General features: G+C 52.4%; 20 protein-coding genes and 1 other RNA gene. 12 read left to right on the forward strand and 9 right to left on the reverse strand.

The window, feature by feature from the left end; translation table 11 throughout:
• Positions 1 to 130: 130 nt before the first annotated feature.
• The 3 genes from ACYX4J_RS15895 to ACYX4J_RS15905 all read left to right on the forward strand — a co-directional run bounded on the left by ACYX4J_RS15895 (position 131) and on the right by ACYX4J_RS15905 (position 4,133).
• On the forward strand, positions 131 to 1,534 hold the full coding sequence (locus tag ACYX4J_RS15895; protein ID WP_444906084.1) for an outer membrane protein transport protein: 1,404 nt from the start codon (positions 131 to 133) through the stop codon (positions 1,532 to 1,534).
• A 506-nt stretch (positions 1,535 to 2,040) separates the two neighbouring features.
• Positions 2,041 to 2,814: a type IV pili methyl-accepting chemotaxis transducer N-terminal domain-containing protein gene (locus ACYX4J_RS15900; protein ID WP_444906085.1), complete on the forward strand. Its 774-nt coding sequence runs from the start codon at positions 2,041 to 2,043 to the stop codon at positions 2,812 to 2,814.
• Between the two features lie 2 nt (positions 2,815 to 2,816).
• Positions 2,817 to 4,133 carry a YlbE family protein gene (locus tag ACYX4J_RS15905; protein ID WP_444906086.1) on the forward strand — a complete coding sequence of 439 codons (1,317 nt, stop codon included), beginning with the start codon at positions 2,817 to 2,819 and terminating at the stop codon, positions 4,131 to 4,133.
• Between the two features lie 80 nt (positions 4,134 to 4,213).
• Here ACYX4J_RS15905 and ACYX4J_RS15910 read toward each other — a convergent pair whose 3' ends face one another.
• Complete coding sequence (locus ACYX4J_RS15910; RefSeq protein WP_444906087.1) at positions 4,214 to 6,073, reverse strand: M2 family metallopeptidase; 1,860 nt, start codon at positions 6,071 to 6,073, stop codon at positions 4,214 to 4,216.
• A gap of 250 nt (positions 6,074 to 6,323) precedes the next feature.
• Positions 6,324 to 6,421: signal recognition particle sRNA small type (ffs, locus tag ACYX4J_RS15915), an RNA gene on the reverse strand.
• 134 nt (positions 6,422 to 6,555) lie between these two features.
• On the opposite strand from ffs, the gene ACYX4J_RS15920 reads away from it, so the two are divergent.
• From ACYX4J_RS15920 to ACYX4J_RS15930, 3 genes are all read left to right on the forward strand, one after another.
• Complete coding sequence (locus tag ACYX4J_RS15920; RefSeq protein WP_444906088.1) at positions 6,556 to 7,416, forward strand: 6-carboxytetrahydropterin synthase; 861 nt, start codon at positions 6,556 to 6,558, stop codon at positions 7,414 to 7,416.
• 54 nt (positions 7,417 to 7,470) lie between these two features.
• Positions 7,471 to 8,187, forward strand: coding sequence for a 16S rRNA (uracil(1498)-N(3))-methyltransferase (locus ACYX4J_RS15925; RefSeq protein ID WP_444906089.1), 717 nt, complete (start codon positions 7,471 to 7,473; stop codon positions 8,185 to 8,187).
• Between the two features lie 259 nt (positions 8,188 to 8,446).
• A complete protein-coding gene (locus tag ACYX4J_RS15930) occupies positions 8,447 to 9,802 on the forward strand; it encodes a substrate-binding domain-containing protein (protein WP_444906090.1) in 1,356 nt (451 codons plus the stop codon).
• 292 nt (positions 9,803 to 10,094) lie between these two features.
• Here the strand turns inward: ACYX4J_RS15930 and ald are convergent, their stop codons facing one another.
• On the reverse strand, positions 10,095 to 11,240 hold the full coding sequence (gene ald / locus ACYX4J_RS15935) for an alanine dehydrogenase (protein ID WP_413664782.1): 1,146 nt from the start codon (positions 11,238 to 11,240) through the stop codon (positions 10,095 to 10,097).
• A 195-nt stretch (positions 11,241 to 11,435) separates the two neighbouring features.
• On the opposite strand from ald, the gene ACYX4J_RS15940 reads away from it, so the two are divergent.
• Positions 11,436 to 11,921, forward strand: a complete 486-nt coding sequence (locus ACYX4J_RS15940) for an Lrp/AsnC ligand binding domain-containing protein (protein WP_282931670.1) — start codon at positions 11,436 to 11,438, stop codon at positions 11,919 to 11,921.
• Between the two features lie 50 nt (positions 11,922 to 11,971).
• Here ACYX4J_RS15940 and ACYX4J_RS15945 read toward each other — a convergent pair whose 3' ends face one another.
• The 3 genes from ACYX4J_RS15945 to putP form a co-directional block, all read right to left on the reverse strand.
• The gene (locus tag ACYX4J_RS15945; RefSeq protein ID WP_444894669.1) at positions 11,972 to 12,436 is read right to left on the reverse strand and encodes an Mpo1 family 2-hydroxy fatty acid dioxygenase; all 465 of its coding nucleotides are present in this window, start codon (positions 12,434 to 12,436) and stop codon (positions 11,972 to 11,974) included.
• Between the two features lie 107 nt (positions 12,437 to 12,543).
• Positions 12,544 to 13,056 (reverse strand): O-acetyl-ADP-ribose deacetylase, encoded by a 513-nt coding sequence (locus ACYX4J_RS15950; protein ID WP_476177032.1) that lies wholly within the window; start codon positions 13,054 to 13,056, stop codon positions 12,544 to 12,546.
• Positions 13,057 to 13,208: 152 nt separating this feature from the next.
• Positions 13,209 to 14,675 (reverse strand): sodium/proline symporter PutP, encoded by a 1,467-nt coding sequence (putP, locus tag ACYX4J_RS15955; RefSeq protein WP_476177033.1) that lies wholly within the window; start codon positions 14,673 to 14,675, stop codon positions 13,209 to 13,211.
• Between the two features lie 288 nt (positions 14,676 to 14,963).
• Between putP and ACYX4J_RS15960 the strand changes: the two genes are divergently transcribed.
• Entirely contained in the window at positions 14,964 to 15,491 is a 528-nt protein-coding gene (locus tag ACYX4J_RS15960) for a hypothetical protein (RefSeq protein ID WP_445354862.1), read from the forward strand.
• Here ACYX4J_RS15960 and ttcA read toward each other — a convergent pair.
• Both ttcA and ACYX4J_RS15970 read right to left on the reverse strand, forming a co-directional pair.
• The gene (gene ttcA / locus ACYX4J_RS15965; protein ID WP_444912358.1) at positions 15,376 to 16,293 is read right to left on the reverse strand and encodes a tRNA 2-thiocytidine(32) synthetase TtcA; all 918 of its coding nucleotides are present in this window, start codon (positions 16,291 to 16,293) and stop codon (positions 15,376 to 15,378) included. The genes ACYX4J_RS15960 and ttcA overlap by 116 nt on opposite strands.
• Positions 16,294 to 16,413: 120 nt before the next feature.
• Positions 16,414 to 17,082: an arylesterase gene (locus ACYX4J_RS15970; protein ID WP_282931664.1), complete on the reverse strand. Its 669-nt coding sequence runs from the start codon at positions 17,080 to 17,082 to the stop codon at positions 16,414 to 16,416.
• 45 nt (positions 17,083 to 17,127) lie between these two features.
• Between ACYX4J_RS15970 and ACYX4J_RS15975 the strand changes: the two genes are divergently transcribed.
• The 4 genes from ACYX4J_RS15975 (at position 17,128) to ACYX4J_RS15990 (ending at position 22,433) form a co-directional block, all read left to right on the forward strand.
• A complete protein-coding gene (locus ACYX4J_RS15975) occupies positions 17,128 to 17,850 on the forward strand; it encodes an ABC transporter ATP-binding protein (protein WP_476177034.1) in 723 nt (240 codons plus the stop codon).
• A complete protein-coding gene (locus ACYX4J_RS15980; RefSeq protein ID WP_476177035.1) occupies positions 17,850 to 20,300 on the forward strand; it encodes an ABC transporter permease in 2,451 nt (816 codons plus the stop codon). The genes ACYX4J_RS15975 and ACYX4J_RS15980 overlap by 1 nt, the downstream gene beginning before the upstream one ends.
• 7 nt (positions 20,301 to 20,307) lie before the next feature.
• Positions 20,308 to 21,612 (forward strand): adenosylmethionine--8-amino-7-oxononanoate transaminase, encoded by a 1,305-nt coding sequence (gene bioA, locus ACYX4J_RS15985; RefSeq protein WP_476177036.1) that lies wholly within the window; start codon positions 20,308 to 20,310, stop codon positions 21,610 to 21,612.
• A gap of 404 nt (positions 21,613 to 22,016) precedes the next feature.
• Complete coding sequence (locus ACYX4J_RS15990; protein ID WP_413664776.1) at positions 22,017 to 22,433, forward strand: DUF6746 family protein; 417 nt, start codon at positions 22,017 to 22,019, stop codon at positions 22,431 to 22,433.
• Positions 22,434 to 22,568: 135 nt separating this feature from the next.
• Here the strand turns inward: ACYX4J_RS15990 and csrA are convergent, their stop codons facing one another.
• Complete coding sequence (gene csrA / locus ACYX4J_RS15995) at positions 22,569 to 22,757, reverse strand: carbon storage regulator CsrA (RefSeq protein WP_476177037.1); 189 nt, start codon at positions 22,755 to 22,757, stop codon at positions 22,569 to 22,571.
• Between the last annotated feature and the right edge of the window lie 1,242 nt (positions 22,758 to 23,999).

Consider the following 23,999-nt stretch of genomic DNA (forward strand, 5'->3'; position numbering starts at 1 on the left):
CTTTTTAGTAAGGGATTTGCTACGGAAGTGGAAGGTACTTATATAAGTCTAAAGGCCTTCCTGCCATGGCAGAGTTTTTTCCAACCTGTTTATGGCTTTCAGTAATCAGCAGACTTAGAGATGGGTTCTCATGAATAAAAAATACCTGCGACACGCAGTTCTGGCCGCAGCTATCAGCTCCGTTTCCCATGGCGCTATGGCTGCAGGTTTCTACTTGCAGGAAACCAGTGCAACAGGCCTTGGCCGCGCATTTGCTGCCGAAAACACTATCGGCGACAACGCTGCAATTCTGGCGCGCAACCCAGCCGGTTCAGCTCTATTCAATACTTACACCATTTCTCTTGGTGCGACTTACGTTGATCCCGAAATCGATGTTGATGGTGATGTCACCTACTATGTCGGCAGTGAGGAAACTGGCTACCTGGGATTCGAAACTCCCGCGAGCGCCAAAGACTACGCCACCAGCGCGGTAATCCCCAACGGCTACCTGGCCGCCCCCATCAATGATGAGTGGTCCTGGGGCCTTGCCATGTACACCGACTTTGGCCTGGAAACTGATTTCCCGGATAACTTCCCTGCAACTACAATCGCCAACAAAACCTCTCTGCTGACCGTAAACATCCAGCCATCTGTTGCTTACGATTTTAACGATCAATTCAGCATTGGCCTGGCAGCGAATATTTTCTACGTTGATGCAGAACTGAACACCACCTTCCCCGATGACTTCCTGATCGGTGACGTTGTAGAACCCGTCTTAGGATTTAACCCCGCCGGCGCCACCGTGTTGGACGTAAAAGGGGATGCCTGGGACCTGAGCTGGACCATCGGCGGCCTGTGGCGCATCAGCGACAACACTCGCGCAGGTATTTCTTACCACGCTAAGTACGACCCCAAAATTAAGGGTGAAGTAAGCTCCGACATCGCTCCGAGCCCGCTGGATTCATTTGACGATACTTCCGGCAACCTGACCCTGAACCTGCCTGACACCCTGGAGCTGGGCTTCTACCACCGCTTCAACAATAACTGGGGTGTGGCGGTAGGCTACATGTGGACCAACTGGGACCGTTTCGAGCGCCTCGAAGCCTTTATCCCCTCCGCTGGTGAAGAGTACAACCCGCTTCTGCTGAAAGAAGAAAACTTCCAGAGCGGTTCTCGCTTCAGCATCGGTGGTGAATACTACCGCAATGACGAGTGGACCTTCCGCTTTGGTTACGCTTACGACCAAGGCGCAGCCCGTGACGGCTTAAACCGCGAAGAAACTGAAGAGCTCTCAGAGCTGGTAGATGAAGATCTCCCGATTACCTGGCGTACCCTGTCTATTCCTGACACTGATCGCCAGTGGCTGACTGTTGGCGGTACCTACTCACTGACTGACAAACTTACCGTTGATGGTGCTTTCGCCTACATCTGGGGTGATGACGAAGTTATCCAGGAAGCTAACAACATCAGCGACACCCTGATTACCTACTTCGATGGTGGCACCACCAAGACCGAAGCTTACCTGTTCAGCTTGGCTCTGAATTACCAGTTCTAAGTCACCTTAGATCTGATGAGAAGAAGGCTCTACCCCTGGTAGGGCCTTTTTTATTTCCAGCTATTATCCTCCTCACCTAAGCCTCCATTAACCCCACAACAATCCACTCACCAGAAAACTCCCCCTCACCCCCAATCCAAATACCACCAAAGCGTTAACACCGAAAAAAAGGGTTAGATATCTCCATCCTTAAATTTGATATAAGGAACGTCAAATCCTAAAACCAGATGAGTTTGCAAAATCATATTTCCTAACAACGTATTTAAATTATTTATTTTTGCTCAATCAATGGAATTTGGAGCTTATTTGTTTAACTTATCAATATTGTTCAAAATCGCCTTATTCAGAAAGCAGCCCCTATAAGCTCACATCACTGTTACTCAAGGATCTCTGAATAACTCCGTAATACCCCTGCAACCTCTCATTAACCGAGAGGGCTCACGCATGCATTGCAAACATAAAACCCACTTAAATTGTGAAGTAAGTCAAACTACAAGAGTAAAATCATGAAGTTGTCAGCAGTATTTATCTTGTTAATTTTAAGCCTGGATGTCGCAGCCTTCTCTATGGGAGACGCCATCAATACGGCTGGTCGACAAAGAATGCTATCCCAACGCATCACCCAGACTTACATCTTGCGCGGGATTCAACCGGATGCAGAGCGCCACGAAAAGGTATTTGCCCGATCAATTCACGAATTTAAAAAGAATCACGAGAAACTAAATAATTTTCATGGCGCAGAAAAGATCAGGGATCAACTTGTTAAAGTTGAAAGAGAATGGAAAGCCTTTGAGTCTGTCGCCTTACAACCCGTCAATAAACAAAGCGCCAGCGAATTATTTCAGCGCAGCAACTCCCTTCTTTCTGCTGCTCACACCTATGTGGTCCAACTCCAACAAGTCGCCAATCACAACAGCGCCGAACTCATTAATATCGCCGGCCGCCAGCGTATGCTCTCCCAGAGAATCGCCAAGAACTACGCTGCTAAACTTTGGGAAGTATCCTTGGATGATGCCGAAACCGGATTGCAAGAAGATCTCTCCGAATACTCCAACCGACTGAATCAGCTATTGGAGAGCCCCCTCAATACGCCAGAGATCAATGACAACCTACGAAAGGCAAAAGACCATCTGAGTTACGCCAGCCGGGGGTTTGAGGGAAATATGAAAATATCTGAAAAGCGCCAAATTCAGGTAATTACCGGCACCACGGATCTAATGCTACGCAATATGAACATCATTACTGAACAATACGCCGAATTGTTAAATTCACAGGAGTAGCAATGAGAACGGACATTGAGTTCAGGCCCAGCACAGAAAAAATCTTGCACGAACTGGCCGACCCTGATTTCCAAGCTCTTAATCAACAGGCTAATGATGAAACGGTCAAGCGCATGAAGCAGGCCACTCCGGTATTAATCGGCATAGGCAAGGCCGGAGATAATATACCTGGCATGCGCAAGAACTTAATGCTCCACGCCGGCCCTCCAATAACCTGGCAGCGGGCATCCGGGCCATTAAAGGGCGCCATTATTGCCGGCCTGATTTATGAAGGGCTGGCAAAGAATAAAGCTGAGGCTGAAAAAATTATGGCCGAAGGCGGGGTGGACCTGGAGCCCTGCCACGATCACAGTGCCGTTGGACCAATGGCGGGTATTATCACCTACTCAATGTCGGTTTATATCGTAGAAGACAAGGTAACCGGGTATCGAGCTTACTCCAATCTCAGCGACGATCGAGGTGACAACCGGGGAAGCTCGATGCGATTCGGTGTCTATGACCAAGATGCAATCGACCAACTTCACTGGATAGAAAATCATATAGCTCCAGTCCTCGATCAAGTGATCAAAGAGCAAGGCGGTATCGATTTCCTGCCCATTATCGGCAGAAGCTTACTGATGGGTGATGACTGCCACCTGATGACGAATGCAGCCACATTACTACTTTCCGGAATCATATTACCGGGCATCATCAAAAACTGTACGAACAAACACGATATTGAAAAAATATCGACTCAAATCTATCAGGACGGCTCCTTTTCCCTAAACCCTATTATGGCCACCTGTAAAGCTGTAGCCGACGCAGGAAGTGGTATTCCCCATAGCAGTATCATCACCACAATGGCCCGCAATGGAACAGAGTTTGGGATCAAGGTCTCTGGTCTTGGAAACACTTGGTTTACTGGAATTGCAGGAGTAGGACACGGGCAATTAGTACAGGGCGTTACCCCAGCAGATGTCAACAGGGACATGGGAGACAGCGCGATTACCGAAACAGTGGGACTGGGTGGCACCGTCAGGTCTATTTCCGGCTCCAGTGTAGAAACGGTCAACAACACATTGCAGATGTATAACCTTTCCCATTCAGAGAGTGACACCTTCCTCACTCCAGGAATTGATGACAGGGGTCCACCCTTGGGCTTTGATCTACTGAAAATCATCAAGGCAAATATTACACCAACCATTAACTCCAGCTTGGCGAACAAAACCATGAACCGCTATATGGCGGGAATTGGGTCTCTTCGTCCTCCGATGGAAGCCTTCACCAAGGCTGCCGCAAGCTTCTTAAAAGAGGAAGAGAAACAAACCAAACTACATTAGAAACGAGACTGCCAGCCAAAAAAAGGGGGCAAAGCCCCCTTCTTCATTTAGCTTCAAAAATAAAGCTAAGACTCTTCAGACTACCAACCGCACTGACGCCCTTGGTTCTGCTCTTCCAGGTACGCCATCAGCGGCTGGAAGTAATCGATAATGGCGGAAGCATCCAGGTCGCGCTGACCGGTGAGCGCTTCCATAGCATCCGGCCAGGGCTTGCTTGCACCCATTGCCAACATAGCGCGCAGCTTCTTACCAGCCTCATCATTCTGGTAGATGGAGCAGCGGTGCAGCGGTCCGGTTTCACCAGCGGCTTCACACAGCGCGCGGTGGAATTGGAACTGCTGGATACGCGCCAGGAAGTAGCGAGCGTAAGGCGTATTACCGGGGATATGGTACTTGGCACCCGGATCGAAGTTCTCTTCGGAGCGCTCTACCGGAGCGGCAATGCCCTGGTAATCTTCACGCAGCTTCCACCAGGCCTTGTTGTAGTCTTCCGGCTTCACCTCACCGTTGAATACTTGCCAGCGCCACTTATCAACGAGCAGACCAAATGGCAGGAAGGCAATCTTATCCAGCGCCTGCTGCATCAGGTAACCGATATCTTTACTCTCATCCGGCACCTCATTCATCAAACCGATTTCCTTGAGGTACTTCGGCGTGATGGAAAGCGCGATGGTGTCGCCAACAGCTTCGTGGAAGCCGTCGTTAGCGCCATTTTTATAGAGGAAAGGCTGATCCTTATAAATGCGCTGGTAGAAGTTGTGGCCCAACTCGTGGTGGATGGTAACCAGGTCTTCACCCGTTTTATTGATACACATCTTGATGCGGAGATCGTCCTGCCCGTCCATATTCCAGGCGCTGGCATGACAAACTACATCGCGATCGCGTGGCTGGGTGAACTGAGAGCGCTCCCAGAAAGTTTCCGGTAGAGGCTTAAAGCCCAGGGAGGTGAAGAACTTCTCCCCGACTTTAACCATGTCTTTTTCACTCATGCCGGAATCAACCACCAGCTGAGTCAGATCATAGGGCGCCTGCATGTCGTCGTCTTTTACGATGTCGTAGACGTTACCCCACTCCTGAGCCCACATATTACCCAGCAAGTGTGCAGGAATCTTACCCTGAGCCGGCACTACGTCATCGCCATAATGCTCATTCAACTTGGCGCGAACATGGCAGTGCAAAGCTTCGTACAACGGCTTCACTTTACCCCACTGGGTATCCATATCTGCCGCAAAAGCATCTGGAGCCATATCGTATTTGGAGCGCCAGAAAACACTCAGGTTGTCATAACCCAGCTCTTTGGTGCCCGCATTACCGATCTCCACCTGGCGCTCATACAGAGGCTTCATGGGAGGAGAAACTTTACGCCAACCAACCCACAAATCCTTAAGCAATTCAGGATCGCGATTAGTCGCCATCACCTGCCCCATCTCGGTCAGGGTATAGCACTTTTCTTCACCGGCATCTTCGCGGCAGTATTTACCGGCACCGTACATGCCCTGCATTTTTGAGCCAATTTGCGCCAACTCAGAAGTTAGTGCCGGATCTTTCGGCGCCGGGAATACCAACCCCTGCTTCAACATGGTCAACTGGCGACGGGTATCCGGGTCCAGGTCCAAGTCGTTAAATTTGGCGGCCTCTGAAGCCAGCTCCACGGCCAGGGTGGTGTATCGCTCTGAAGCCAAAGCTTCTACGTATTGGGAATCAATATTGATATAGGTAGAAGCAAGCCAAGCGGCATGGCTTGCCTCTTGTCCCATTTTTTCCATGCGAGCCTGGGCATCTTTTAAGAAAGCTTGCGCATCTTTGACTGTCAGCTGGGAATTATCAGCTGGGCTTTCCGCAGTCGCCTGGGCTACACCAACCGGTTTTACCGCTTGCTGCCCACTGTCACAGGCAGACAGTGCAACGGCAACCGCTATCGAGAGAGCAACTTTTTTCATTTTCTCCTCAAGAATCATTTTTAGATCTGCTTATAGTTGACGCCGTTTATAGCATAAGCCCCACACAATCAGCGACGACGAGGCCGAAGATCGAGCCAGATCGACACAAAATCCCCTTTTATATCGTCTTTGCGAGAAAAAATTTGGTGAGGAAAAGAGCAAAAACCCAGGATACGGTCGAGCAAAACACTCTCAACGGGGAATTTCAGGGGATGATTTTTGAAACAAAGAAGGGAGAGATTGGAGGCAGCCCAACCAGCAACACCCTCGGCACATGATACCACTGCTACCGTTGCTCCCTTCCGGGCCTGGCGGAGTTCACAGCTGCTCATTGCGAGGGGACCGGGAGGGCCGCCACAACGATCTTCGGTGTCAGTGCATCCGAAGAGGGCGCGATTATAGAGGCATAAACGAATAAGATCCAGCCCTATTAACAGGTTATAATAAACGACTACTATCTCACCCCCTGCAAAGAGTTACTCATGCACTTGTTTGTCGATAATTTAACCAACGTTGACTTCAGCTACCTCGACTCAAAACGAGGCATCGTAGGCGAGACCTGGCTGGCAAACGCAGCCCTCGATGGCGCCTTGGATGAACAGGGGATGGTTTGCGACTTTGGCATAGTGAAAAAGACCCTGAGGCATTGGCTGGATGATCAAGTCGACCACCGCCTCTTGGTACCTACCCGCTCACCCCAACTGACCCTGGAGCACAGTGGAGACCAGGTTAACCTGACCTGGCTACTGGAAAACGGGGCCTCTATTAAAGTGTCAGGTCCGGAACAAGCTTTTGCCTTAGTGGACGCCGAGGTAATTACTCCTGAGAGCGTCGCCATCTGGTGTGTCCAGCAGCTGGCCAGCCACTTCCCCGATAGCGTGGAGAAGCTCAAGCTCAGCTTCCACTGTGAAGTCATTGAAGATGCTTTCTACCACTACAGCCATGGCCTGAAAAAACACCTTGGCAACTGCCAGCGTATCGCCCATGGACACCGTTCACGTATTCAGGTCATGACGGGTGGCCAACGCGATACAGAGCTGGAAAAGTACTGGGCTGAGCGCTGGGAAGATATCTACCTGGGCACTCGCGAGGATCTGGTTTCAACAACTGCCGATGATCGCGGTGAGGATATCCATAACTTTGCTTACAGTGCACAACAGGGAAACTTCACCCTGTCCATCCCTGCCAAAGTTTGTGAAATTCTTGACTGTGATACCACGGTGGAGCAGTTGGCCCAATATATTGCCAACACCCTGGCGGCTAAAGAGCCTGGGAAAGCGATTACCGTAAGAGCCTACGAAGGTATTGGCAAAGGCGCGATTGCTTCAGCTCAAACCAGCTAGCCCAGCCCCATAGCACCGACACCGTTATAAATTGAAGTACCAAGGCGCCCGACTTTGAACCTGATTGTTTTACAAAAGCACGACTTTATTAGCCCCAATCGCGTCCGCCTGACTGGACGCCAATTGGAGCATATCATCAAGGTTCACAGAGCAGCGCCGGGACAACAACTTCGTGTCGGACTGCTCGACGGGCAAATAGGTAGTGGCGAGATTGTTACGCTCGACGAGAAGTGCGTTGAGCTTGAAGTGGCACTCGCAATCGATCCGCCCCAGCCATTACCTCTCACACTTATTTTGGCCCTGCCTCGACCCAAAATGCTCAAGCGGGTTATCCAGCACCTGACTGCACTCGGAGTCAAAAAACTGGTTTTAATTAATAGTTACCGGGTCGAAAAGTCTTACTGGCAAACCCCCTGGTTGCAGGAAGACAAACTCTTTGAGCAATGCTTGCTCGGACTAGAGCAGGCTGTCGATACGCAACTGCCGGAAATTCTGTTGCGCAAACGCTTTAAACCGTTTGTCGAAGACGAACTCCCTTCCCTCTCCAGTGACTCCCGTAAACTGGTGGCTCATCCAGTAGGGGGAACAGCTTGCCCTGTGGACATAAAGCAACCGACCACTTTAGCCATTGGCCCTGAAGGCGGCTTTATCAGTTATGAAGTCGAGAAGCTCCAGGAAGCAGGCTTTCAATCCGTTCACCTGGGTCCACGTATTTTGCGGGTAGAAACTGCACTGCCAGTCCTAATTAGCCGGTTATTTCCCGCTTTTTAAATTGCTCAAATTTTAGAGGCTCTAATACGCCTTCACGGGGGCCTCTAAACACCTGTTTGATCTATTGTGTTTTAAAACATAGAGCAAGCTTTTACGAAAGCTTAACCACCCATACTTCAATTGTTCAAATAAACCCCGCTAAAGTTACCTATCTCTCACGATGAGACAATTGCGTAATTCAGCAATCAATATTTCATCAATTTGTCACAATTAAGTCATATTTTGCGCCCTCGTTTTACCACCTTACGGTCGAATTACTATGAGCGTATTCTTAAGCCGGCTAAAGCAAACCCTTACCTTACTTCTTCTTGGGGGGGCACTGGCTGCTGCAACTTCTACAGCCCAAACCCGTTTCCCTCCCGATACAACGGGCCTGCTTTTTACTCTACACGGCTCCAATACTGTCGGTGCAAAGCTGGCACCCAACCTGGTGAGCGATTACCTCGAAGCCCGTGGTGGCAGTAATCTGGAGATTATCCCTTTAGGGAAAGAAAATGAGGTTCGAGTGCAAGGGGATCTCGGTGGCAAAAAAATATATGTCGATATTGCGGCACACGGTTCGAGCACGGGATTTAAAGGCCTTGAACGGTCCCAGGCCAATATCGCCATGGCTTCGCGACCAATAAAAGATGCTGAGCACGCAGCCCTGAGTCGCTTTGGAGATATGCGCGGTCAAGGTGCAGAACATGTCATTGCCATCGATGGACTCGCCATTATTGTTCACCCTCAAAACCCCATTACTCAATTAACCCTGCAACAAATAGCAGCAATATTTTCCGGGAAAATTACCGACTGGTCTGAAGTGGGCGGGCGGAAAGGTCGTATCAAAGTTCTGGCGAGAGATAATCAGTCCGGCACCTGGGATACGTTTAAAAGCTTGGTGCTCGGGAAAAAGCACTCCCTTATTACTAATGCAAAACGCTTCGAATCGAATGATCAATTGTCAGACCGTGTTTCGGCGAATCCCAACAGTATTGGGTTTGTCGGCTTGGCGTCTATTCGACGGGCCAAGGCCGTATCGGTATCTGACCAGAACACCCAACCGCAAGCTCCAGAGCATCTGACAATTGCAACTGAAGACTACCCCCTCTCCCGCCGTCTATTTCTCTATACCGCTGCTTACGGTTTAAAACCCGTCGCCGAAGAGTTCCTGCACTTTGTACAGAGTGAACAGGGACAGGAGCTGGTAAAGGCCACTGGATTTGTCGCGCAGACGCCAATCGGTGTAAAACCTGAAGCCAACCGGGAGGGGCCCAGCGAATACCTGAAGTTAACGGAAAATGCAGAACGCCTGAGTATTAACTTCCGTTTCTCTGAAGGCAGCGCCTCTTTAGATAACAAGGCAAAACAGGATATACAGCGACTTGTCCGCTTTATGCAAAAGCCTGAGAACAGCCACAAGCGACTGCTATTGATCGGATTTGGCGATGAGAAAGTGAGCGAGGGACGCTCAATCGTGTTATCAAAACTACGCGCAGTTACCGTTCGCTCAGCTCTAAGGGATCACCAGATTAATACAGCACCGGTTCAGGGCTTTGGTGCCTATCTGCCGGTAGCCTCCAACAGCTCCAGCTCAAAGATAAAAAATCGCCGGGTAGAAATCTGGGTTATTTAACCCTAGCCCTAAACCCCTCTCCCTCGTGAGGCGACAAGGAAGTCCCTCAGCACCCTTTCTGTTTTTCCTCCTCCCCTTCCCCAGTTTTTCCCTAAACAACAAGCCCAGCTTTCTCCAAAACATAAATAACGCGCATAAAAAAGCCGCGTAAATACGCGGCTATCAATTAGTGGCTATGCCACCAGGTCTCACAGAGAGGAACGCAAAGAGCGCTCCGGGGGAAACTTCCCAACAACAAGCGCGTTACCGCTTATTTACAATGTGGCCGCCCGCAGGCGGCCACTGGGGGCAATTAAGCTACAGCGTCTTCCGCTACTGCTTGTTTTTGCAGAGCCAGTTTGGGATCTACAAACTCGTAACCCAATACGTCGGCTACGGCTTGGTAGGTCACCATGCCAGCGTGAACATTCAGGCCTTCCAGCAGGTTGGAATCGTCCAACAGTGCCTGCTTGGCGCCTTTGTTTGCCAGGGCTACCGCGAAAGGCAGGGTGGCATTGTTCAGGGCCATAGTGGAGGTGCGAGCTACACCGCCGGGCATATTGGCAACACAGTAGTGAACCACACCATCAACTACATAAGTAGGCTCTTGGTGAGTAGTCGCCTTGGAAGTCTCGAAACAACCGCCCTGGTCAATAGCAACGTCAGCTACAACTGCGCCTTTCTTCATGCGGCTGATAATGTCGCGGGTCAGCAGTTTGGGGGCTGCCGCGCCAGGAATCAGAACCGCACCAACAACCAGGTCAGCTTCCAGTGCGTGCTTTTCAATAGCATCGTTAGTGGAGTACTCAGTGCGAACCGCGCCACCGAAAATATCGTCCAGCTGACGCAGACGCGGTAGGGAACGGTCGAGGATAGTAACGTCAGCACCCATACCCAGGGCCATCTTCGCTGCGTTAGTACCAACAACACCGCCACCGATAATCAGGACTTTAGCAGGAGCTACACCGGGAACACCGCCGAGCAGTACGCCGAGACCACCCTGGGCTTTTTCCAGGTGGTGGGCACCGCACTGTACAGACATACGGCCAGCAACTTCAGACATAGGCGCCAGCAGAGGCAGGCCTCCGAAGCGGTCGGTTACAGTTTCATAAGCGATGCAGGTAGCGCCGGACTTCACCAGCAGCTCAGTTTGTTTGGGGTCTGGAGCCAGGTGCAGATAGGTGTACAGAACCTGCCCAGGGCGCAGCATTTCGCACTCGTGGGGCTGGGGCTCTTTTACCTTGACGATCATATCGGCAGTGGCAAAAATCTCTTCCGGAGTATCGATAATCTTGGCGCCGGCTTGAACGTACATCTCATCGGGGAAACCAATAGCGGCACCACCATCCTTCTGTACGATCACTTGGTGGCCGTGGCCAACCAGTTCGCGAACACTCGACGGCGTCAGGCCAATACGATACTCGTGGTTCTTAATCTCTTTAGGGACGCCAATCAACATTTTCCTTCTCCTCGCTCTGTGCGCTCGGTACTGCCTTAATCAAATAGGAGTACCTAATTTCTATGTTTTCCCCAGTATAAGAACAGATAAGAAGTGGATATTTAGTAGATTTTTGATAAAACTAGTGGAATCCACTAATAACCCTGTCGCCAAGTCTATTTTTTGACCATGTCGACCAATTCGGAGTCAGCAGTTATGCGCAAACGTGCGGGAGAGCTAAGTACCATCGACCGGAACATATTGCGTGTTCTACAAAAGAATGGACGAACCAGCTATGCAGAGCTGGCCCGGCAGGTAGGTCTGACCGCGACCCCCTGCGTCGAACGGGTCAAACGCCTGGAAAGTGACAACGTCATTCAGGGCTACACCGCCCTGATCAACCCGGAGTACCTCGATGCTGCCCTGGTCGTTTTTGTGCAGATCAGACTGAACCGCTCCGCACAGGACGCTTTTGAGGAATTTCGCAACGCCGTGGCCGCCCTGCCTGAAGTGCAGGAGTGTTACCTGGTATCGGGGAATTTTGATTACTTGATCAAGGCCCGGGTGGCGGATATGAGTGCCTATCGCAAGTTCTACGGCGAAACGCTTTTGACACTGCCGGAGGTGCAGGAGTGCACCAGCTATGTGGTGATGGAAGAAGTCAAAGAGACACTGGAAGTACCGGTTCACTACAACCGATAGCAGGATAGATCGATGAGTGGCCACAGCCACTCATCTGCATAACCCGGCAATCAGTATTGAATGCCCAGTTTCCGGTAAATAAACCCGATCACCCAGGCGGGGCCAATCAACAGGAATTGTAAGTCCTTAAAGAAAGAGGGTTTCTTGCCTTCGATATGGTGGCCGATAAATTGGAACACCCACATGATCACAAATAGGGCCAGTGCCGTCTGCCAGATGGGCACCCCCAGCCGCTCCAATACCGACCAAGCCCACAAACACAGAACAGTTAATCCCGTCATTCCCAGGGCAATGGGAAACGACATCGCGAAATAAAACAGAAGAATCGGGATTGTCACCACGACAGCCCAGTTCAGCCAGGGAATTGTCGCCATAAAGTCCGGCTGCGGAACTGCCCACAAAAGTCCGGCCACAGTTGCATAAATTACGGGAACAGCAATCCAATGAATGGATTTGTTGATCGGATTCTGATGACTCTCACCATACTCGGAAAACCACTGCTGGGCACTGCGCATGACAATCTCCTCATTCTTATATTGTTATTGTCAGAGCAATAATAATCCCCAACCCATGGATATCAATCAATGGCCGAAAATACCACGAGGCCTACAAAACGTGGCTTTTAGCGCCTAACGTAGGCATCCAACTGGGATAAATAGAGATCCGCCATCGATTTATCGAAACAGCAGAATACAACCTGCTGCGGCGCCCCCTCCTTCTCCTGGAATTGCTGCACTTGCTCCACAGCCACTTCTACGGCCAGCTCTGGGGGATAATCGTAGATACCGCAACTGATCGCAGGAAAAGCGATTGAGCGCATATTTTCGCGCCGGGCCAATGCCAGGCAGTGTCGATAACAGCTGGAGAGCAGCTCGGGCTCACCCAAACTACCGCCGCGCCAAACCGGCCCAACTGTGTGGTAGATACGTTTTACGGGAATGGAATAAGCGCCAGTGGCGCGCACTTCACCAACAGGACAACCGCCCAGATTGCGGCAGGCCTCCAGTAGATTGGGCCCCGCTGCGCGGTGTATGGCCCCATCGACACCACCGCCTCCCAAGAGACGGCTGTTGGCAGCATTGACGATTACATCGACGTGCAATCGAGTGATATCACCGAGATGAACTTTGATCACTCAGCATCTCCAACCGCTATTTGAATAATTGCTGCGGATGGAAATCCATTTCACTTCACAACAGTCGCACCTTTGCCAGAGATGCGTCCCTAGCGCGGCTGGTCTGTCTCGGCCCGAGCGAGTCGCTCGGGCTCAAGTCCTGCCCTGCCCCCTCAACCAAGCAACTTGCGGTGCTGTGAGGCAACGGCTTCCGGGCACTTCGTCAGCGCGCTCACTAACACGATAGCAGCTGAAGAGAAAACAAAACCCGGCAACAGCTCATAAACATCAAAAATGCCACCGGAGAGTTGCTCCCACACCACAACGGTGAGGCCGCCAACGATAACACCGGCAATAGCGCCACTACCGGTCATACGGGACCAGTAGAGACTGATCAACAACGCCGGGCCAAAGGCAGCGCCCAGACCAGCCCAGGCGTAACTCACCACATCCAGAACCTTGGAATCCGGGTCCATCGCAATCCACACAGCCACCAGTGATAAAGCAACCACCGCCCAGCGCCCCACTTTCACCATGGCTTCCGGAGTGGTCTCACGACCAAACCAAACGTGGTAAATATCCTCCGCCAGCGCAGCCGAGGACACCAACAGCTGGGAGTCTGCCGTACTCATAATGGCAGATAGAATCGCCGCCAAAAGAACACCGGCAACTAGCGGATGGAACAGCACCTGCACCATTTCCATAAACACAGTTTCGCCATCTGGCAGGCTCTGCTGGATTTCCAGGTGGGCAAACAGGCCTACCGCCATTGCACCCAAGAAACCGGCCAGGGACCAAACCGCCGCCACTGTCGCCGCAACCGGAATATCGTTAGGGCTGCGCACCGCCATAAATCGCGCCAAGATATGCGGCTGGCCGAAGTAGCCCAGTCCCCACGCAAGGGAACTGAGTATCGCCACCAGGCTTAAGGTTTGCCCGGTGTTATCAGTCATCCAGTGGGTCAGCTGTGGCATCTCCGTTTGCAGGCGAGTCCAGCTGGCGGAAAAACCACCCTGGTCAGAAATAACAACGAGAGGCACCGCAATCAGCGCCCCACTCATCAGCAGTCCCTGGAACACATCGGTCCAGGACACCGCCAAAAACCCGCCAAACAGGGTGTAAGAAATAACAGCAACCGCACCGATAATCACCGCCCAGCGATAATCCCAGCCAAACACCGTTTCAAACAATTTGCCGCCGGCAATCAGGCCCGAAGCCACATAGAAAAGGAAAAATAGAAGGATGAATATCGCGCAGACGGTGCGCAGATAGGGGTGCCCCATCTTAAACCGACGATCCAGATAGGCTGGCACCGTCAGGGAGTCGTCGAGCTCATAGGTGTAGATGCGCAGGCGCCGGCCCATTGTCACCCAGCTCAGAACGATGCCGGAGAAAAGGCCGATTGCGATCCAACCGGCGGAGAGCCCCGCTGCATAGGCCGCGCCAGGCAAACCCAGAAGCAGCCAGCCACTCATATCCGAGGCTCCGGCAGACAGGGCCGCCACTGCCGGCGGCAGGGAACGGCCGCCGAGGAAATAGTCGCTGGCATTTTTTGTACGCATGTAGGCGTAAATACCGATAACAACAATCAACGCCAAATAGGCGACAAAAGTAAGGGCGATCAGCCACTCGGCGGCCATAAGGGATTCCTTCTGATCAAAGTGGGGTGGTACTTGGCGCGGGAATAGTCTGCGTTTTCCTGCTCAATTTTTCAGCGCATTGAGCTATGGAAAGAGCACCACCTAAAAATTGTTATGTTTATTGCGCGTAAATCTACCCATAAGGTGGCGCCGACTCAATCAGCAAACTACATATATGTTGGATACAACTACAGAAAAAAAGACAACACTATGGGCATTTGTCTGGACGAGCTCCGACTCCAGGTTATCCGTCCAACCCTCAAGCACTTGAGAGCCTGGAGCCAGGGCATGGAGAATCTCCTTCTGGGAACCGCCGCCCAGGAGTCGCAATTGGGCTTCCACCTCAAACAGGGACGGCGCCACGGGCTGGGTATTTACCAAATCCAGCCCCACACCCACCGGGAAATCTGGGATCAATACCTGATCGATCACCCAAGCCTCGCCTCAAAAGTGCGGGGGCTGGCGAGCCAGCGGGATTTTCTCGATCACCCCCACAGCGAACTGACCACCAACCTGCGTTATGCCACAGCCATCGCCTGGCTGATTTACAGGTCGGCCGAAGTCCACAAGATCCAGGACGAGGAAACCTCAGACGTGGCCAATATGGCGCGCCTCTGGCATCAGCATTTTCACCATGGACCCAGTGCCAGCCCCCGGGACTTTGAATGCAGTTACGCGCAACTGGTCAGCGGTGCAGATCCTACAGATTCAGCGCCTCGATATACTGGGGCTCCACTTCCTGAGCATCCTCAGGCTCCCAAGAATTCACCTGGCGCTGGATTGAATGGTCAGGACGCTCGACAGCCGACGGCGTAGAGCGATCCAGTTCCAGACTCTCAAAATCGTAGAGGTCCCTGTCCGCCAATTGTGACGGGGACACCCGGGTAATCGCGGCGAAAATATTCTCACTGCGGCCTGGGAATTTCTTATCCCACTCCCGCACCATCTGCTTGATCGCCTGGCGCTGAAGATTCTCCTGGCTGCCGCACAGGTTGCACGGAATAATCGGAAACTGCTTGTACTCAGCGTACTGGGCGATGTCCTCTTCGCGGCAATAGGCGAGCGGACGGATCACGATATTGCGGCCATCGTCGGCGCGCAGTTTGGGCGGCATCGCCTTGAGGCGACCACCGTAAAACATATTCAGGAACAGGGTCTCGACGATATCGTCTTTGTGATGGCCCAGTGCCACCTTGGTGGCGCCAATTTCTTCAGCAAAGCCATACAAAGTGCCACGGCGCAGACGGGAGCAGAGCCCGCAGGTGGTCTTGCCCTCAGGCACCACTTCCTTCACTACCGAGTAGGTATCTTTCTCGACAATATGGTGGGGAACACCCAGGGACTGCAGGTATTCCGGCAGGATATGCTCGGGGAAGCCCGGCTGTTTCTGGTCCATATTGACCGCCACCAGTTCAAAGTTGACCGGCGCTGTCCTCTGCAAATTCAGCAGCACGTCCAGCATGGCATAGGAATCCTTACCGCCGGACAAACAGACCATAATCTTGTCGCCCTCTTCAATCATGTTGAAGTCGGCGATGGCGCGGCCCACATGGCGGCGCAGGCGCTTTTGCAGCTTATTAAACTCGAGCCGCTCGCGGCGGTTTTCCAATTCGGGCATGGTGTCTCTCTAACTCATTCGCGACCAGTGACCGGGCCCAGAGTACCGGCACAAAACCTTAAACTTTGGGACCAGAGCCAGGCTTTCCTGTTCCTGGGGGCGCGATTGTACGCATTTCGATCACGGAGTACACGACTCACCAGCCGCCTTCTCCCCCAACAGGGACTTCACGCAGGGCCAGACATGATCCAGCAGGGCCGGCTGCGCCTTGGCGGTGGGGTGGATACCGTCGGATTGCATAGCGCCCTGCTCCAGGGCCACGGTTTCCAACAGGAAGGGCACCAGGGCGACCTCTTCGGCCTTGGCCACTTTGGGGAATACAGCGGCAAAAGCCTCGGTATAAGCGCGGCCGTAGTTCGGTGGGATACGCATCCCCAACAGCAGGACTTCGGCCCCGGAATCTTTAGCCAGCTTGACCATCTGCTGCAAATTGCGCTGCAAACTCTGGGGTGGGTAGCCGCGCAGACCGTCGTTACCCCCCAACTCGACAATCAGCCACTGGGGATTGTGCTCTTCCATCAGGCGCGGCAGCCGGGTCAGGCCGCCTGCGGAGGTCTCCCCACTGATGCTGGCATTGACCACCTTCACCGGGCGTCCCTTTTCCTGCAAGCGCTCTTGCAACAGGTTGACCCAGCCCAGCTCCTCATCGATACCGTAGGCCGCACTTATGCTATCCCCTAATACGAGCAGAGTGCCGGGCTTGTTGGCACTCAGTGCCAGATTGGGGACCGACAGCATCAGCACCAAGCCGAACCGAGTCAGTAACTGCCGAAAAAAGGCTGTTGTCATGTCATACTCTCCAAAAATCTCGCGTATCCGCAAAGGGAATACAGTATGTCCGCCATTCTCACGGCAGAAAACCTCTATCACAGGGTCTCCACCAGCGAAGGGCCACTGACCCTATTAAACAATATCTCCCTGCAAGTCGCCCGTGGCGAGAGCCTCGCTGTGACAGGGGCCTCAGGTTCCGGCAAGTCCACACTGCTCGGCCTGCTGGCAGGACTGGACAAACCTACCGAAGGCAAGATCTGGCTGGCAGGCGACGAGATCACCGCCATGGACGAAGAGCAGCGCGCAGCAGTCCGCGCCCGCTGCGTGGGCTTTGTATTCCAGACGTTCCAACTGCTGCCCGGCCTTACCGCCCTGGAAAATGTGATGCTACCGAGCGAATTGCGCGGTGAACGGGGCGCCGCCAAGCGAGCGGAAGAGTTCCTCGCCCGGGTGGGCCTGGAACAGCGACTGCGCCACTACCCGCGCCAGTTATCCGGCGGTGAGCAACAGCGGGTGGCCATTGCCCGGGCCTTTGCCAGCTTTAGCAGCAAAGATGCCATCCTCTTTGCCGACGAACCCACCGGCAGCCTCGACGCCGGCAACGGCGCTAAAATTATCGACCTGCTGTTTAAACTCAACGAAGAATCTGACACCACACTGGTGCTGGTGACTCACGAACAGCGACTGGCAGAGCGCTGTGCCTCACACCTGCATATGTCGGCCGGTGCCGTGGATACCTACGCTCCGCTTATCGACGGAGACAACCTATCGGAGGTGTCCGCCTGATGTTGCCACTCAGACTGCTGTTCAGGGACTGGCGCGGTGGCGAGTTGGCGCTGATTGCCTCGGCCCTGGTTTTGGCTGTTACCTGTGTCACTGCGATCGCCCATTTCACCGACCGCCTTACCCGCGCCATGGAGCAGCAATCCCTCACCTTCCTGGCCGCAGAGCGGGTGCTGCGCAGCAGTAAGCCTGTGGATAGCGCATGGCTGGAGGAAGCCGACAAAAAGGGATTGGAACAGGCCGAGATAGTCCAGTTTTCATCCATGATCTCCGCCAATGACCAGTTCCAGTTTGTCTCGGTCAAAGCCGTCGATAAAGGCTATCCGCTGGTGGGACAACTGGAAATCAGCAAGTCCCCAGAAGGCCCAGGGGAAGTGGCACCGCAAGGACCTCCCCCGGGAGAAGCCTGGGTGGAGTCCCGCCTTCTGCCATTGATGGGAATCCAGCTCGGTGATCCTATCGCCCTCGGCGACACCCAATTAAAAGTGACAGCCATACTGGAGCGGGAACCCGACCGGGGCACCAGCCTGTTTGATATGGGTGCGCGAGTATTAGCCAATACCGCCGACCTGCCCGCCGCAGGTGTGATCCAGCCCGGCAGCCGTGTGCGCTACCGCTACCTGTTTGCCGGTGATGACCAAGTCCTGAAGGATTACTTTGACTGGCTCAAACCTCAATTGACTGAGCACCAGCGGATATTGGACCTGCGCGAAGGCCAGCCCCGGGTTGCCTCAGCCCTGGATAGAGCCGAGTCCTTCCTGTTTCTCGCCGCCAGCCTGGCCGTTCTCCTCGCCAGCGTCGCCGTTGGCCTGGCAGCAAGGCGCTACGGGCTACGCCACGGCGCCTACGTAGCTGTAATGAAAAGCCTTGGCGCCGGGCGCAACAAAATCCTTGGCATCTACCTGGGACAGCTGGCCGCCCTCACCCTGATTGCCACCGCTATCGGGCTCGCACTGGGCACCTTTATCCAGAGCCAGGCGGTCAACCTGATGGAAGGGTTCTTCCCGGTACAACCCCCGGCCACCAGCTGGAGCCCACTGCTAATTGGACTCGCCACCGGCCTCGCCTGCGCCCTGGGCTTCGCCCTGCCGCCACTTTTCCGTTTGGCCCGCACAGACCCGATGCAAACCCTGCGGCACGACTGGAGTAATCCGGACAGACGCGAATGGCTCGGGCTGATTCTCGGCCCCAGCGCCATGCTGCTTCTGATCTGGTGGCTTTCCGGCAGCCTGCTTATGACGCTCGCGCTGTTTGTCGGCATGCTCCTGTTGGTAGCCGGCAGCGCCCTGGTTAACCGCCTCCTGGTGCGCGGTAAGTTGGCCTCCCTAGGGGGAGCCTGGCGTATTGCCCTGGGCAGCCTGCAACGCCGCGCCGCGTTTAACACCCTCCTAATTGCCGCTTTTGGCACCGGACTATTGGCCATGCTGGCCATGGTCTTTGCCCGCACCGCCCTGGTGGATGAATGGCGGATGCAATTGCCGGAAAAAGCCCCCAATCACTTCCTCCTGAATATCGCACCCCACGACGTTCCAACCATGGAAAATATGCTGGCAGAGGGCGAGGTAAGCAGCACCGAGTTTTACCCCATGGTGCGCGGCCGTTTGGTAGCGATTAACGGCGTCTCGATTAAAGAGAAAAAAGATCGTCCCGGCGGCGTTCGCCGGGAGTTAAACCTGAGCTACACCGACACTCTCGCACCGGACAACCGCATCTTGGAAGGCGAGTGGTGGGACAAAGCCAGCGAAGGTGTTTCCGTAGAAGTGGAGCTGGCAGCCCAGCTGGAACTGTCACTGGGAGATCAATTGCGCTTCTCTATCGGCGGACTGGAAGTAGAAGCCCCGGTAGCCAGCTTCCGCTCGCTGGACTGGAACAGCATGCGCCCCAACTTCTATATGATATTTGCACCGGGCACTATCGATGATTTCCCGGCTACCTATATCACCAGTTTTTACCTCCCACCGGAGGACAAGTTGCTGGTCAACGATCTGGTTCGCGCCTTTCCCAGCGTCAGCGTGATAGAGCTGGATAAGATCATCCAGCGTATCCGCGACACCATTAACCAGGTGTCCTTTGCTATCGAATCGGTTATGGCTCTGATGCTGGTTGCCGGGGTCCTGGTATTAATTGCCGGGGTGCGCGCCAGTATCGCCGAGCGATTGCAGGAAGCGGCAATTATCCGCACACTGGGAGGCCGCAGGCGCTTGTTGCTGAGAAGCCTGATACTGGAATTTGGCCTGCTGGGTTTTGCCGCCGGTTTGCTCGCGGCTATCGGTGCTGAAGCCACCTTGGCCGTGCTGTCTTATTGGGTCTTTGAACTGCCGGTGATATTGCACCCAGTCCTTTGGCTAACCGGGCCACTCACCGGTGCAGTACTGGTTGGCACCGCCGGTACCCTGGCCTGTTACAGCTCGATCAGCCAGCCCCCGCTCAGAGTACTGCGCGAACTGGCCTAACTGATGAATGTCGGCTCTTGAGAATAAAGATGTAGTTTTTATGGACCTGGATTTCGATCGCAAACATATTTGGCACCCCTACTCCTCCCTGATCGACCCGCCGCCGGTGTACCCGGTAGCGCGGGCCGAGGGGGTAAGACTTTACCTGGAAGACGGGCGCGGCCTGATCGACGGTATGTCCTCCTGGTGGAGTGCCCTGCACGGATACAATGTGCCCGAGCTAAACCAGGCTATGCACGAACAGATGGACAAGATGTCCCACGTGATGTTCGGGGGTTTAACTCACGAGCCCGCAATCGAGCTGTGCAAGAAATTAGTGGAAATCACTCCACCCGGCCTCAACCGGGTATTTCTGGCTGACTCCGGTTCAGTGTCTGTGGAAGTGGCTATCAAGATGGCCATTCAATACTGGCACTCCCAGGGAAAACCGCAAAAGAGCAAACTGCTCGCCCTGCGCAACGGTTACCACGGCGATACATTCGGAGCCATGGCCACCTGTGACCCGGTCACCGGAATGCATCACCTGTTTGCAGGGCAGCTGAGCCAGCACCTGTTCGCCCCCGCTCCACAGGTCCCCTTTGGCAACACCTGTAGTGACAGTGATATCGCCGAACTGCGCCAGCAAGTGGAAGAAAACCGCGATCAACTGGCCGCAATTATTTTAGAGCCGATCGTCCAGGGCGCTGGCGGCATGCGTTTTTATTCTGCCGATTATTTGCGCCGTGTACGCGAGCTCTGTGACGAGCACGACCTGCTATTAATCGCCGATGAAATCGCCACCGGCTTTGGTCGCAGCGTCAAAATGTTTGCCTGTGAGCACGCTAGTATCACCCCCGATATCCTCACACTGGGCAAAGCCCTCACCGGCGGCACCATGACCCTGGCTGCCGCCCTCTGTACCGATAAAGTAGCCGAAGGTATTTGCAGCGGGGAAGCCGGTGTGTTTATGCACGGCCCCACTTTTATGGGCAACCCCCTGGCTTGTTCCGTCGCTAACGCCAGCATCCAATTGTTACTCAACAGCCCTTGGCAGGAGCGAGTAACCGCAATCGAGCAACAGCTGACCGAACGGCTAGCCCCATTAAAATCTGCACCGGGTGTCGCCGATGTTCGAGCCCTAGGAGCAATTGGCGTGGTGGAAATGCGCGAGCCGGTAAATACGGCCAACGTGCAGGAAGCTTTAATCGAACGCGGAGTTTGGCTGCGCCCCTTCGGCAAACTGGTCTACGCCATGCCGCCCTATGTGATTTCGAAGGAAGACCTCAGCCAATTAACTTCGGCGATGGTTGATGTACTGGGAGAGATTTCCTAGCCTCCGTACCAATTAATTTGTGAAGCCGGTCTCAATAAACCCGAACTAACCGACTCATCCTATAAGTAACCTTCTCTTTGCTACCGCGAAGAGAGGGTTAACAGATCGAATTCCATAACACGGGGGCGCCTCTTCCGGGCTAAAAACCTCCGTTGCCCCTCCCCTGCGCATCCTTTCCAGATTCAATTTTCTTATTCCTTACAAATTTCGATCAGCTTGATAGCAATTTTTACGCGAAGTGTTTTGAGCACCTAAAAATTCCTGTATCATGAATGTTAATGATAGTTATCCTCATTTACGATAGCGATCAAAGTGGTCAAAATGATCACTGATAAATGTTAGGCATTCACTTCGCCCGATCAATGCCTTATCAACCCTTAGCGTTTGGGCGTTAGAGAGGAAAAATGAGAACTTTAATTGCGTTACTTTTTGCTGTTACTTTTGCTACCACTGCTCAAGCTAGCCCCGCATCAGACGAAAAGCCCATCCAACATCTCAAAGTAGCGGACGTTACTTCTATGAAGGATGCCAAGAAGATTTTCATTGAGAAAACAGCAGAAATTAAAAGCAAGCAAAAGCTGAACCCTGCTGAGCTTCACCAGATTCATGTCATCACCTACACCCTCGAAAAAAGTGTTGAGTATTTCGCTGAAAACCTGAAAGGTGAAAGACAGAAGCTTGCAAAAGACATCGCTGTTGTTGTGGAGAACATCCACATTAACTCCGAAAACAACCGCCCAGAAAAAACCCGCAAGGATCTGAATCACTACTTTAAATTAGCAGAAAAGTTTGAAGCTGGATTTAAGCATAAACATCACTAATACAGATCACTTCCGAGCTTAACCTGTCTCTATCCGCAGCGAAAGGCTCGACTGAAAGCGCTAACTAACAGTAGTTAGCGCTTTCATAGCAACACCACCCGTTCATGGCGACACGCCACAATCCCAATCAGATTCTCAACGATTTCCAATGCCCATATTTCCTTCCCTTTTGATCCGCCTAAAAATCTCCTCGCGGTGTACGGGCAGGGATTTTGGAGCAATTATTCCTACCTTTACCTGATTGCCCTTAACTTCCAATACGGTGATTGAGACATTCGCTCCAATCCGTAAGTTCTCGCCTGTGCGGCGCTTTAAGATCAACATATTGGTTTCCTACTGATACTCAAACCATGGATAGACCTTCCATAATGGGAAAGCTTGAATAGAAATGTTTTGAGTAACTACGAGGAGGTGCGCGAGAACGGTAGGCATAGAAAAAGAAAAGGCAGACGCAACGCCCCCAGGGCTTGGGGAATCTCTCCAAGCCGCTGATTGTCCTCCACTTTATTGAAGACGAGCGGGTTTCTAGCGTACTATGCATATAGCCATCTTGATAGGTATCGTATCAATTTGGTTAGCTGGCCCCAGGTGTTCCAGCACCTTGGGTCAGCGCCTTTTACTTATTCTTACTTCACGCTACCGTTCTCCTTTGAGGGGTTGGTTTTAAGAAGATTCTTGGGTTCTTGATTCTCTCGATACTCTTGAACCGAGCTGCTTTGATTGTTGCCTTTAGATAGCTTCTTAACCGCAACCAAACTACCAATAAATATCTATCGATTTTACGTGGCTTTGACACTAAAACAATCCTAATAAAATCTAATAAGATTATTTTTGTGCCTATATTTTTTACAAATTGAAATATGTTGATGGGCAATATAATTGCAGCAGCTTTTGAATACATTAACTAGAATCTGAGGAGAGCCCTCAATGTAGGGGATCGCACACTATATAAAGGGTAAGCGAAGACAGCTTTAGGTCGGCTCTGTACGATATTTCAAATTCAAATAGCTAAGGTAAAGGGTAGCGAAGAGAAACACTCTTCACTCGCCATGACTATGAAGCTACAATTTTTTGGAATTTTGAGCTTACCCAGGAGCTGTTCGCTGAAATCGGGGAAAATTTCGTTTTACGCTTTCTGGTTCTTAATGGGGAGCTTGCTGATGGTAACTTTTAGTAAGCCGCGACGGCAAGATTTTGAAAGTAAGGGAAATCTACACTGAATTTTAACCACCTCTACGTACAGCATTTAGAATACAAGTATTCTGAATTCCATTAATAGAAAAATAAAATTTATCACACTTGTTTCCATGCTTTCCGTTATAGCTGTGACTTCAACTTGGGATTACCTATCAGGTAGTGATGAAACATGGGTTCATTATGTGAACACAGAGAATTCCAAACCACTTGGAGAGCACAGATCTTTCAAAGAGTGTTCTGAGCATTTAAAGACTCATAAGGGGACGAGCGGGTGCCGACGTATTGACGGGCCTTATCGTATTGTGAATACATTGGCTGATATGCTCTTATGAGAACATACTCTTACTCAGTAAAAACACTCTTTGCCAA

The organism is Microbulbifer sp. ABM4_008 (assembly GCF_056311705.1).